A 12,688-nucleotide genomic window follows, 5' to 3' on the forward strand; every position below is an offset into this window, starting at 1 on the left:
CTGACAGCGGAGGCCGGGAACGCGGTGCGGGCGGGGAGAAGCGCAGGTCAGCACGTGGGGTGCGACTGGTCACACCGTCGCACCGCTCCAGGCGTCCGGTCCCCGGGAGCGCTCTGCGCCAGGACGTGCCGTCCGTCCCGGACCGCGCTACTCCACGACGTGCCGTCCCTCGGGCCGTGCGCTGCAGGAGGCGCGGAAGGCGCAGTGCGTGCAGTGCTGGCCCGCGGTGGGGGTGAACCGTTCGTCAAGGACCTTGCCGGCGGCCGTGGCCAGCAGGTCCCCGACCCACTCCCCCTCAGGGCCCGCCAGGGAGTCCTGCGCCTGCACCTTGGGCAGCGTCTCACCGCCGTCGCGCTTGGCCGCGCCCTGGCGCAGCTGGACGAGTTCCGCACCGCCCGGTTCGGGGCGCACCCCGCCGAAGGCCTCGTCGACGGCGCCCTCGCGGACGGCGAGCTGGTAGACGGCGAGCTGGGGGTGGCGGGCCACCTCGGCGGAGCTGGGGGCCTGCTTGCCGGTCTTGAAGTCGACGACGTAGGCGCGGCCGTCGGCGTCGGCCTCGACGCGGTCCATCTGGCCGCGGATGCGCACCTCGTAGTCGCCCGCCTCCAGGGTCACGTCGAAGTCGTGCTCGCTGGCCACCGGTGTACGCCCGGCGCGGTCCATGACGTGCCATTCGAGGAACCGTTCGAGCGCCACGCGCGCGTTGGCCTTCTCCTGCGCCGACTTCCACGGCGCGTCGAAGGCGAGCGCGTTCCACACGGAGTCCAGGCGCTCCATGAGGACGTCGAGGTCGGCCGGGGTGTGCCCGGAGGCGACCTCGTCGGCGAGGACGTGCACCACGTTGCCGAAGCCCTGGGCGGCGGTGGCGGGCGCGTCGGCCTTCACCTCCCGGCCGAGGAACCACTGGAGCGCGCAGGTGTTGGCGAGCTGGTCGAGGGCGCTGCCGGAGAGGGTGACGGGCCGGTCGCGGTCGCGCAGCGGCACCTTGCTCTCGGTCGGGTCCCACATGCCCCACCAGCGGTAGGGGTGGGCCGAGGGCACCAGGAGGCGGCCGTCCTCGTCGGCGAGGGCGGCGAGGCGGGCCAGGCGGTGTGCGGCGGCCTCGCGCAGGGGGGCGGAGACGCGCGGGTCGACGGTGGTGGCGCGCAGTTCGGCGACGAGCGCCGCCACGGCGAGGGGGCGGCGCGGGCGGCCCGTGACGTCGGCGGGCTCGACGCCGAGCTCGGTCAGGAACCGGGAGGGCTGGTCGCCGTCGTCGGCGGGCGCCTTCACCGCGGTCACGACGAGGCGTTCACGCGCGCGCGTGGCGGCCACGTAGAACAGGCGGCGCTCCTCGGCGAGCAGCGCGCCCGGCGTGAGGGGTTCGGCGAGTCCGTCGCGACCGATCCGGTCGGCCTCCAGCAGGGAGCCGCGGCGGCGCAGGTCCGGCCACAGTCCTTCCTGGACGCCCGCGACGACGACCAGCCGCCATTCGAGTCCCTTGGAGCGGTGCGCGGTCATCAGGCGGACGGCGTCGGGGCGGACGGCACGTCGCGTGAGGGTGTCCGCGGCGATGTCCTCGGCGTCGATCTCCTCCAGGAAGTTCAGCGCGCCGCGCCCGCCCGTGCGCTCCTCCGCGCGCGCGGCGGTCGCGAACAGGGCGCACACGGCGTCCAGGTCACGGTCGGCGTTGCGTCCCGCGGCGCCGCCGCGCCTGGCCGAGCGTTCCAGGCGGGTGGGCCAGGGTGTGCCCTCCCACAGGTCCCACAGTGCCTCCTCGGCGCTGCCGCCGCCGGCGAGGCGCTCACGGGCCCTGCGGAGCAGCGCGCCGAGGCGCTGGGCGCCGCGCGCGTACGCGGGGTCGTGCACCGCGAGGCGCTCGGGCTCGGCCAGGGCGCGGGCGAGCAGTTCGTCCGAGGGCGGCGGCAGCGGGTTGCCGGCGGCGCGCTCCTCGTCGCGCAGGGCCCGTCCGAGGCGGCGCAGGTCGGCGGCGTCCATGCCGGCGAGGGGGGAGGTGAGCAGGGTGAGGGTGGTCTCGGTGTCCAGCCAGCAGCCGGTCCCGGCACGGGCGGTGCCGGCCGCGGGGGTCTCGGGCACGTCGTGGGGGCGGGGCGGGGCATCGGGCACGCCGTCGGGGCCGGGCACGTCCTCGGCGCCCGCTCCGGCCTCGGCCCCGTCACCGGGACCGGGACCGGGCACGGCATCGCGCACGCCGTCCGCACCGGGCACGGCATCGCGCACGCCGTCCGCACCGGGCCCGGCATCGCGCACGCCGTCCGCACCGGGCCCGGCCTCGGACACGCCGTCCGCACCGGCCTCGGCCCCGGACACGCCCCCGGCGCCGGGGGCGGCTTCCGTCGCCTCGTCGGTGCGGGTGCCGGGCCGTTCCTGCGCGACCGCCGTCGCCACCGCGCGCAGGGCCGTCAGCAGCGGTGCCACCGCCGGTTCGTGCCGCAGGGGCAGGTCGTCGCCGTCGACGTCCAGCGGGACGCCGGCCGCGGTGAGGGCGCGGCGCACCGCCGGGATGGTGCGCGAGCCGGCGCGCACGAGGACGGCCATGTCGCTCCACGGGACACCGTCCTCGAGGTGGGCCCGGCGCAGGATGTCGGCGACGTTGTCGAGCTCGGTGCCGGGCGTCGGGTACGTGTACACCTCGACGCGCCCTCCGTCCCGCACGGAGGCGAGCTCGCGGTGGGCGCGTACCTTGTCGGCGGGCAGGCGGGTCAACGGCATGCGCTGGGTCAGCAGCCGGGTGGCGGCCAGCAGGGCGGCCCCGGAACGGCGCGAGGTCCGCAGCACCTCCACCGGCGCCGGACGGCCGTCCGCGCGCGGGAAGGCGTGCGGAAAGCCGAGGATGCCGTTCACGTCCGCGCCCCGGAAGGCGTAGATCGACTGGTCGGGGTCGCCGAAGGCCACGAGGGTGCGTCCGCCGCCCGCCAGGGCGTGCAGCAGTCGCACCTGGGCCGGGTCGGTGTCCTGGTACTCGTCGACGTACACGGCGTCGTACCGCGCGGCCAGCCGCGCGGCGACCTCGGGGCGGCGGGCGAGCAGCACCGCGCGGTGGACGAGTTCCGCGTAGTCGAGGACGCCCTGCAGGTCGAGCACGTCGAGGTACTCGGCGAGGAAGGCGGCTGCGGCCCGCCAGTCGGGGCGGCCGATGCGCCGGGCGAACGCCTCCAGGGCGTCCGGGCCGAGGCCCAGCTCGCGGCTGCGGGCGAGGACCGCGCGGACCTCGTCGGCGAAGCCGCGGGTGGTCAGGCAGGCGCGCAGCTCGTCGGGCCAGCGCACGTGCGCCAGGCCGAGCCGCTCCAGGTCCGCCTGTCCGGCCAGCAGCTCGCGGACCGTCACGTCCTGTTCCGGACCGGACAGCAGTCGCAGCGGCTCCACGAACAGTTCGCTGTCCTGGTGGGCGCGGACCAGGGCGTAACCGAAGGAGTGAAAGGTCGTCGCCCGTGGGGCGCGCGCGGCGCCCATGCGCAGCGCCATCCGGTCGCGCAGCTCGACGGCCGCCTTGCGGCTGAAGGTCAGGACCAGGATCCGCTCCGGGTCGCCGCCGCGGCCGATCCGTTCGGCGACGGACTCGACGAGGGTGGTGGTCTTGCCGGTGCCCGGGCCGGCGAGGACGAGCAGGGGTCCGGTGCCGTGGTCAACCACGGCACGCTGCGCGGCGTCCAGACGAGGGGGGGCCACCCGCGTCGGCGGGGTGCGCACCAGTCGGTAGGCGCCAGGGCTCCCCCGTCGCACGTGGGGGTGCGACGGGCGTCCGGTGGAGGAAGAGGAGCTCACGTGGTTCGCCGGTCCTGGTGGGTGTGCTGGTGGGGTGTCCGTCCTGCGGGGACGGCGGTGGCCGCCGCGTGAGGGGGACGCGCGCGGCCGACGCTACGCCGGTGAATGAGGCGGAAGCAGGGCTTCCCGTTCTTCTCCCGCATCACTCGCGGCGCGGATGTCCCCCGCCCCTCGAACGTACGTCATGCCACAGGGATGTCCGATGTGCCCTGTTTCCCTCATACGGATCACTGGTCACACACCGACCCGTCCCATGGCGGAAGCTGTCAGGTGTGACCCTGCGCGCGTTCGCCGCCGTCCCACCGTGCCCGTTTCAGATCGATGCGCGGCAGATGGCCTCCGGCGGCTCTGCTCGCCTCCTTCAGGGGCGTCCCCTCCGACCGGTAGCGGCCGAGCGCCTCCAGTTCGTGCCCCGCGAGCAGGACCCCGTCGGCGCGGACGACCCGCCACCAGCAGACGCCTCCGCCGTAGAGGGACATCACGCGGCCGACCTGCCGGGGCCCGCCCTCCTCCAGGTACTCGGCGACGTCCCCGTACGTCATGACGCGGCCTGGTGGGATCAGGTCGGCGACGTCGAGGACGCGCTCGGCGTACTCGGGCAGCGCGTCCGCGTACTCCGGAGGGGATTCGTCCGGAAGGCTCTGCTCGCTCATCCGTCCCATCCTGCCCCACCCCACCGACAACGCGGCGGGCTCACGAGGGTGCGCTTCCCTCGCCCGCGGGCGGCGCTTCGGGCAGACTGTGCCGCCCGCACGGACACCCTGATGCCCCCGGCTGTCGGCCCGGCATGCCACCATCGTGCGGTCGGTGACCAGTGATACGAGAGCAAGAAGAGGCGATGAAGCAGCAGGGAGTGCACCCCGAGGACGCCGAGGGCACCTCTGACTCTTCCTCGCGCCCGGACGCGGCCGCCGGCGGCGGGAAGCCCGGTGACAGCGAGAGGCCCGGCGACGGCGAGAAGTCCGCCGCCAGTGGCGAGAAGCCCGCCGACGACGGTGCCGAGTCCGCCGGGAACGCGTCCGGCGGCCCGTCCGCGACCGCCGCCGACCCCGGTGACGTGGCACACATCGACGAGGTGGAGGGCGACGAACCGCTCCTCCCCGCGCGCGTGCACCGCCCGTCCGACCTGATGCGGCTGCTGGTGGGCGTGCTCGCGGTCGTCGTGCTGCTCGCCGTCGCCGCCTTCGCGCACGGCACCACCTCGGGTCTCGAACAGGACATCAACAAGGGCACCGGCCAGGCCCCCGACCTGCTGATCAAGATCGCGGGTCTGGCCTCCAGCATCGCGATCCTCCTGGTGCCGGTCGCGTTCGCCGTCGAGCGGCTGATCAAACGGGACGGGCTGCGGATCGCCGACGGCGTGCTCGCGGCGGTCCTCGCGCACGGCGTGACCCTCGCCACGGACCTGTGGGTGGCGAAGGCGGCTCCCGGTTCCATCCAGGAGGCGCTCACCCAGCCCTCACCGGGCGACGTCCACGCGCTCACCGACCCCGTGCACGGCTACCTCGCGCCGGTCATCGCCTACATGACGGCCGTCGGGATGTCCCGCAGACCCCGCTGGCGCGCGGTGCTGTGGATCGTGCTGCTCCTCGACGCCTTCTCCATGCTCGTGACCGGCTACACGACGCCGTTCTCGATCATCCTGACCGTCCTCATCGGCTGGACCGTGGCCTACGGAACGCTGTACGCGGTCGGCTCCCCCAACGCCCGGCCCACCGGCCGGACGCTGATGGCGGGCCTGCGGACCGTCGGCTTCCGCCCGGTGACCGCCGCCCGCGAGGAGGCGCCGCCCGAGAACGCGGAGACCGGCGACCGGGGCCGGCGCTACTTCGTCACGCTGGAGGACGGCCGGCCGCTGGACGTGACGGTGGTGGACCGCGAGCAGCAGGCCCAGGGCTTCTTCTACCGGGCGTGGCGCAATCTGACACTGCGCGGCTTCGCCACCCGCAGCAGCCTCCCCTCGCTGCGGCAGGCGCTGGAACAGGAGGCCCTGCTCGCCTACGCGGCGATCGCGGCCGGAGCCAACGCGCCGAAGCTGATCGCGACGTCCGAACTCGGCCCCGACGCCGTGATGCTCGTCTACGAGCACACCGGCGGCCGCACCCTCGACTCGTTGCCGGACGAGGAGATCACCGACGGCCTGCTGCGCCAGACCTGGGAGCAGGTGCGCGCCCTGCAGTCCCGGCGCATCGCGCACCGCCGGCTGGTGGGCGACGCGATCCTGGTGGATCGTTCCGGCACCGTGATCCTCACCGAGCTGCGCATCGGCGAGATCGCCGCCGGCGACCTGCTGCTGCGCATGGACGTCTCCCAGCTCCTGGTGACGCTGGGGCTGCGGGTGGGCGCCGAGCGCGCGGTCGCCTCGGCCGTGGACGTGCTCGGCCCCGACGCCGTGGCGGACTGCCTGCCGATGCTCCAGCCCATCGCGCTCAGCCGCTCCACCCGCGCGACCCTGCGCAAGCTGGCCCGGGAACGGGCCGAACGCGAACGGGAGGCGGTCCTCGAGGCGTCCCGCCAGGCCAAGCCGGCCCGCTCCGAGGCGGCCGGCGCCGACGGGGCCCCCGTGTCCGGGAAGCCCGACAAGAAGGCCGCGCGCGCGGAGCAGCGGGCCGAGAAGCGGGCCCTGGACGATGCGCTGGAGGAGGCCCGCGAGGAGGACCTGCTCACGCAGATCCGGCACGCGGTGCTGCGGATCAGGCCGCAGGCCCCTGTCGAGCCGGCCCGGCTCGAGCGGGTGCGCCCCCGCACGCTGATCAGTTTCATCGCCGGTGCGATCGGCGCGTACTTCCTGCTGACCCAGCTCACGCACATCGAGTTCGGGCCGCTGATCGCGAACGCCCAGTGGGGCTGGGTCGCCGCGGCCGTGCTGTTCTCGGCGGCGAGCTACGTCGCCGCGGCGATGGCCCTGCTCGGCTTCGTGCCCGAGCGAGTGCCCTTCGTACGGACCGTGGCCGCGCAGGTGGCCGGGTCGTTCGTCAAGATCGTCGCTCCGGCGGCGGTCGGCGGTGTCGCGCTGAACACCCGGTTCCTCCAGCGGGCGGGGGTGCGCCCGGGGCTCGCGGTGGCGAGCGTCGGTGCGTCCCAGCTGTTCGGGCTCGGCTGTCACATCCTGATGCTGCTGTCCTTCGGCTATCTGACCGGCACCGAGAAGACGCCCTCGCTGTCGCCGTCCCGGACGGTCATCGCGGGTCTGCTGACGGTGGCGGTGCTCGTGCTCGTGGTGACGTCGGTGCCGTTCCTGCGGAAATTCGTCGTCACGCGCGTGCGGTCGCTCTTCGCCGGTGTCGTGCCCCGGATGCTGGACGTGCTCCAGCGGCCGCAGAAGCTGGTCACCGGCATCGGCGGCATGCTGCTGCTCACCGCCTGCTTCGTGATGTGTCTGGACGCCTCGATCCGGGCCTTCGGCGACGACTCGACGTCCATCAGCATCGCCAGCGTCGCCGTCGTCTTCCTCGCGGGCAACGCGCTGGGCTCCGCGGCCCCCACGCCGGGCGGTGTCGGCGCGGTGGAGGCCACCCTGACGGTCGGCCTGATCGCCGTCGGCCTGCCCAAGGAGGTCGCCGCACCGGCGGTGCTGCTGTTCCGGCTGCTCACCCTGTGGCTGCCGGTGCTGCCGGGCTGGCTGGCCTTCAACCACCTGTCCCGGAAAGAAGCGCTGTAAGGCCCCTGCGAGGCCCCCGCGGCGCCCCGTACCTCGTACGGCTCGCGCCCCGGGCGCACGGCCCCGTCCGGCCGCACGATGGGGACATGCCGATTCCCGCCCGGCTGCGCGCCGCCGCCCTCATCGCCACCGCCGTCCTGCTGTCCGCGCTCCCGGCGGGCTGCGGCGACGATTCGCGGAACGACGAGGACCTGACGGCCCAGAAGCTCGCCTGGCAGGACTGCCCGGCACCGTCCCAGGCCGAGGGCGGCGGCTCCGCGCCGTCCCCGCTGCCGGACGGCGACAAGTGGCAGTGCGCCACCATGAAGGCCCCGCTCGACTGGGGCGATCCCCGGGGCGACACGATCGGCCTCGCGCTGATCCGGGCGAAGGCCAGCGGCGCGGCGGACCGGCGGATCGGCTCGCTGGTCTTCAACTTCGGCGGCCCCGGCGGATCGGGCGTCACGACCCTGCCCGCCTTCGGCGAGGACTACGCGAAGCTGCGCACCCGCTACGACCTGGTCAGCTTCGACCCGCGCGGCGTCGGCCGCAGCGCCCCGGTGGAGTGCCTGGACGACGAGCAGCTCGACGCGTACTTCCAGCAGGACGCCACCCCCGACGACGCGGCCGAGCGCACCGAGCTGGTGGACAACACCGAGAAGTTCAACGCGGCCTGCGAGAAGCGCTCGAAGAGGATGCTGCCGCACGTGGCCACCACCGACGCCGCACGCGACATGGACCTGATGCGCCAGGTCCTCGGCGACGACAGGCTGTACTACTTCGGCATCTCCTACGGCACCGAACTCGGCGGCGTCTACGCCCACCTGTTCCCGAAGAAGCTGGGCCGGGCCGTCTTCGACGCGGTCGTCGACCCGACGCAGAACGCCGAGCAGGGCTCGCTCGGGCAGGCCGAGGGCTTCCAGCTCGCCCTCGACAACTACGCCGATGACTGCGTGTCCAAGGTCGAGGACTGCCCCGTCGGCGACAGTGTCCAGGACGTCGAGAACCGCATCGCGCGGCTGCTGAAGGACCTCGACCGCAAACCGATCCCCGGTGTCTTCCCCCGCGACCTGACCCAGACCGCCGCGACCGGCGGCATCGCCCAGGCGCTGTACTCGAAGGACTTCTGGGAGTACCTCACCGAGGGCCTGGAGCAGGCCTACGACGGCGACGGCAGGATCCTCATGGTGCTGTCGGACTCGCTGAACGGGCGGAGCGAGAACGGCGAGTACAGCAACATCACCGCGGCGAACGTCTCCATCAACTGCGCCGACGACAAACCCCGCTACGACCCCGCGTACGTGCAGAAGAAGCTGCCCGAGTTCCGGAAGGCCTCCCCGCTGTTCGGCGACTACCTCGCCTGGTCCATGATCAGCTGCACCGACTGGCCGGTGGCCGGCGCGGCCGACCACCCCGACGTCAGTGCGCCCGGTGCGCCGCCGATCCTGGTGATCGGCAACACCGGTGACCCGGCGACGCCCTACGAGGGCGCGGGGAGGATGGTGGACGCACTGGGCAAGGGCGTCGGGGTGGAGCTCACGTACAAGGGACAGGGACACGGGGCCTACGACAGCAAGAACAAGTGCGTGCAGGACGCGGTGCACGGCTATCTGCTGGACGGGAAGGTGCCGGCGGCGGGGACCGTCTGCTCCTGATCTCCGATTCGTGTCGCTCTTCGGCCGAACTCGCAGGTCGTAGCGTTGTCCACAGGGATCGGCGGGTGTCGCGCGCTCCACCTACCATGGCATGACCGCCATCCGCGGCAGGGCGCGGACGGCCGGCAGGGGGGGGATTGCCCATGGCACGTCTCGTACGGTGGACGGCTCTGACCGTCGCCGCCGCACTGCTGACGGCGGGCTGCAGCGGCGGCTCGTCCGGCGGCGACAAGAACGACGGGGACACGAGCAGGGGGCGGCCGTCCGCGGCGGCACCCTCCGGGGTGCCCGCGTCGCTGGCCTCGCAGACGCTCGACTGGGGCCGCTGCAAGGGCACCGCGGACGCTCCCGCGCCGGGCGACGACTGGCAGTGCGCCACGCTCGAGGCACCGCTCGACTGGGCCGAGCCGGACGGTGAGACGATCGGCCTCGCCCTGATCAGGTCCAAGGCCGGCGGCGACCGGCGCACCGGCTCCCTGCTGTTCAACTTCGGCGGCCCCGGCGGATCGGGTGTGTCCATGATGCCGTCCTACGCAGACACCGTCTCCTCGCTCCACGAGCGCTACGACCTGGTGAGCTGGGACCCACGCGGGGTGGCCGCCAGCGAGGGCATCCGCTGCCGCGACGACGAGGCGATCGAGGACGCCGAGTCGGTGGACGCGACACCGGACACCCCGGCCGAGGAACAGGCGTTCTTCGAGGACGCCGCCGACTTCGGCAAGGGCTGCGAGAAGGCCGCCGGCAAGCTGATGGCGCACGTCTCGACCGCGGACACCGCCCGCGACATGGACCTGATGCGGCACGTGCTGGGCGACGAGAAGATGCACTACTTCGGCATCTCCTACGGCACCGAACTCGGCGGCGTCTACGCCCACCTGTTCCCGGATCACGTGGGACGGATGGTCCTCGACGCGGTCGTGGACCCGAGCGCCGACACCATGGGCCACGCGGAGAACCAGACGCGCGGTTTCCAGCGCGCGCTGGACGACTACCTGAAGTCCACGGGGCAGGATCCCGAGCAGGGCACGCGGAAGATCGCCGACCTGCTGGAGCGGATCGACGCCGAGCCGCTGCCGACGTCGTCCCCGGAACGGAAGCTGACGCAGACGCTCGCGATCACCGGGATCGTGCTGCCGCTGTACAGCAAGGACGGCTGGCCGGCCCTGACGAGTGCGCTGGCGGCGGCCCAGGACGGTGACGGTTCGGAGCTGCTGGCCCTCGCCGACGGCTACAACGAGCGCGACGGCTCGGGGCACTACGGCACGACGACCCACTCACAGCGGGTCATATCGTGCCTGGACGGCAAGCAGCGGCCGACCGCGGAGGAGACGAAGAGGCGGCTGCCCGAGTTCGAGAGGATCTCCCCGGTGTTCGGTCCCTTCCTCGGCTGGGACACGGCCGGCTGGTGCCACGACTGGCCGGTGCCCGGGCAGCACGAGACACCGGAGGTGAGCGCGCCCGGTGCGGCGCCGATCCTCGTGGTCGGCAATACCGGCGACCCGGCCACGCCCTACGAGGGCGCCCGCAGGATGGCGGACGAGCTGGGCAAGGACGTCGGGGTGGTGCTGACCTGGAAGGGCGAGGGCCACGGGGCGTACGGGAGCGGGAGCGACTGCGTCGACTCCGCGGTCGACGCCTACCTGCTGAAGGGAACGGTGCCGCAGGACGGCAAGGTCTGCTCCTGACGACGGCGGGGCGCCCCCGGCGCGGGTGGGCGAGGAGCGGGCACTACTCCAAGAAGTACCCGCCCCCAGGGGGTAACTGACGGATTTCGGCAACGAGCCGGCGCAGCCGTTGTGTGGGGCGGAGCCCCAACTCGTTGCGGAGGCGCCGGGCGTAGCGTTCGAAGTGGTCCAGCGCCTCGGCCAGGTTGCCCTCCGCCAGGTGGGCGCGGATCAGCGAGACCTGGCTGCTCTCCCGCAGTGGGTCTGCTTGGGCGGCCGTGTGAGCGGCCGTCACCGCACCGGCGAACTGCTCGGCGTCGATGAGTTCTCCCGCCAGTTTCTCGAGGGCATGGAGTCGAAGCTGCCGCCAACGATCCGCCTCCAACAGGGCCCACTCGTCGTACCAGCCGGGCAGCAGATCGGCGGAGAGCTGATCGACGGTCGCCGCGTTGAGGTCGAGGTCCTCGGCCGAGACATGGGGATCGAGTATGCGCTGGGCCAACGACCGAGCGCGGTAGAGGTCGACGGTGACCTCCCGTGCGAGGCGCACCTCGCGGGGAGAGACGTCCAGCGCCTGCCGGCCGAGGCCGCGCAGGCGTGACAGCGCCGCCCGAAGGTTCGTGTACGCCCGTTGCTCGGATGCTTCGGCCCAGAGGCTTCCGGCGATCAACTCCCGTGGGACAGAGGCACGGTAGTTGAGTGCGATCAACGCCAGGAGTCGTTTCGAGCCCACCGGGACCGTCACCGGATGGTTGTCAACCACGAGGTCGAACCCGCCGAGAAGAGCTATCCGTACGGAGGGTCGGCTTTTCACGGTCAGAGAAGAGGAAGCGAGATCATCTGAGCTCATGGTTGCATGATCGCTGGATCGTTCCGCCCCGACGCCTGCCGACCGGCGGCACCACCCGTGCTCAAAGATTCGCGATCTTCACACCTCCCAACGCATCCATGCTGCTCCGCCCACTGAAGATTGTCCACCGAAAACGCGTGAAAGCGAGACTATTGAAGTCCTGAAATTCCGCTTCCGGCACGGAGACACACCCATCCGGTCATGGAGAACTCCGACTCTGCGGCTCCGCCCAGTTGCATCTGTGGTCGCAGGCATCACTGCGGCCCGTTATCCTTGATTTATCCAGCGTCAAGGCCGTCAGGTCGCCCTCGTGCCCCCGGGTGCACCCAGTGGTGACCGGTCACTCTGACGGATGACCATTTTCGAGTCCGGAAGCCCCTGCGCACGCACCGGATCAGTAGCGGTGATCGCTGACCGACCCAGGCCGGAGAAAACCTGACGCCGAGCATCGGGTGATGAACATGAGGAAGACAGCCCTGCGAAACACCAGTGTCGTAGTTGCGGCGGTTTCGGGCTTGGCAGTTGGTGCGGGAGGCGCCTCAGCGAGCGGGACAAGCACGTCTGCACAGAATTCTCAGCACGTGCTGGATATTTCCGCCCTCCAGTGCTACGAGACCACTCGCGACTCGAGCACGATTGTGTGTTACCGCCTTTCCTACAGGCCTCTGCACAAGGACGGGCAGATCGTTTTCGTCCCCTTCCTGATCCAAGTTCCCACGCCTTCCGATCCACCGTCTCCCACATCCGTCACGAATCTCCCGGAGACCTGAAGCGCCGGCCGACAACAACGACACGACAACGGCAGAGAATTCCGCGACATCCGAGCCGGACGAAGCATCTGGATTCTTTTTCCCTTCCGTATCGTCTCCGTATCGTCGGTCAGCACCGACGGCTGAAGTGCGATCGGTTGTGAACGTCCACGAACCCGCCACTGTTCTGCGTGGCGGGTTCGCCTTGCCGAAGCGGGTCGGCACAGAGGCGGCTACGACGCCTGGTTGTTCTGGTTCCCGCCCGTGTTGCCGGACGCCTGGTTGTTCTGGTTCCCGCCCGTGTTACCGGACGCCTGGTTGTTCTGGTTCCCGCCCGTGTTGCCGGACGCCTGGTTGTTCTGGTT

Annotated in this window: 6 protein-coding genes; 3 read left to right on the top strand and 3 right to left on the bottom strand. The window is 72.2% G+C overall.

Annotated features, from left to right (window positions below; all coding sequences use genetic code 11):
- Positions 1-147: 147 nt before the first annotated feature.
- Positions 148-3,765, bottom strand: coding sequence for an ATP-dependent helicase (locus ACZ4V6_RS13360; RefSeq protein ID WP_467826126.1), 3,618 nt, complete (start codon positions 3,763-3,765; stop codon positions 148-150).
- Positions 3,766-4,031: 266 nt separating this feature from the next.
- Positions 4,032-4,418 carry an MGMT family protein gene (locus tag ACZ4V6_RS13365; protein ID WP_467826128.1) on the bottom strand — a complete coding sequence of 129 codons (387 nt, stop codon included), beginning with the start codon at positions 4,416-4,418 and terminating at the stop codon, positions 4,032-4,034.
- 185 nt (positions 4,419-4,603) lie between these two features.
- Between ACZ4V6_RS13365 and ACZ4V6_RS13370 the strand changes: the two genes are divergently transcribed.
- From ACZ4V6_RS13370 to ACZ4V6_RS13380, 3 genes are all read left to right on the top strand, one after another.
- Entirely contained in the window at positions 4,604-7,426 is a 2,823-nt protein-coding gene (locus ACZ4V6_RS13370; RefSeq protein ID WP_467826130.1) for a lysylphosphatidylglycerol synthase domain-containing protein, read from the top strand.
- Positions 7,427-7,512: 86 nt separating this feature from the next.
- On the top strand, positions 7,513-9,060 hold the full coding sequence (locus tag ACZ4V6_RS13375) for an alpha/beta hydrolase (RefSeq protein ID WP_467826132.1): 1,548 nt from the start codon (positions 7,513-7,515) through the stop codon (positions 9,058-9,060).
- Between the two features lie 143 nt (positions 9,061-9,203).
- Positions 9,204-10,745 carry an alpha/beta fold hydrolase gene (locus ACZ4V6_RS13380; RefSeq protein WP_467826135.1) on the top strand — a complete coding sequence of 514 codons (1,542 nt, stop codon included), beginning with the start codon at positions 9,204-9,206 and terminating at the stop codon, positions 10,743-10,745.
- 43 nt (positions 10,746-10,788) lie between these two features.
- On the opposite strand, the gene ACZ4V6_RS13385 is transcribed toward ACZ4V6_RS13380, so the two are convergent.
- Positions 10,789-11,574 carry an AfsR/SARP family transcriptional regulator gene (locus ACZ4V6_RS13385; RefSeq protein ID WP_467826137.1) on the bottom strand — a complete coding sequence of 262 codons (786 nt, stop codon included), beginning with the start codon at positions 11,572-11,574 and terminating at the stop codon, positions 10,789-10,791.
- Positions 11,575-12,688: the final 1,114 nt, after the last annotated feature.

It is taken from the genome of Streptomyces sp. NPDC029152, from assembly GCF_055564355.1.

What these genes read in the sequence shown, in the direction of transcription:
- ACZ4V6_RS13365 (WP_467826128.1), bottom strand. Translation starts at nt 4,418, where the DNA reads ATGAGCGAGCAGAGCCTTCCGGACGAATCCCCTCCGGAGTACGCGGAC.
- ACZ4V6_RS13370 (WP_467826130.1), top strand. Translation starts at nt 4,604, where the DNA reads ATGAAGCAGCAGGGAGTGCACCCCGAGGACGCCGAGGGCACCTCTGAC.
- ACZ4V6_RS13375 (WP_467826132.1), top strand. Translation starts at nt 7,513, where the DNA reads ATGCCGATTCCCGCCCGGCTGCGCGCCGCCGCCCTCATCGCCACCGCC.
- ACZ4V6_RS13380 (WP_467826135.1), top strand. Translation starts at nt 9,204, where the DNA reads ATGGCACGTCTCGTACGGTGGACGGCTCTGACCGTCGCCGCCGCACTG.
- ACZ4V6_RS13385 (WP_467826137.1), bottom strand. Translation starts at nt 11,574, where the DNA reads ATGAGCTCAGATGATCTCGCTTCCTCTTCTCTGACCGTGAAAAGCCGA.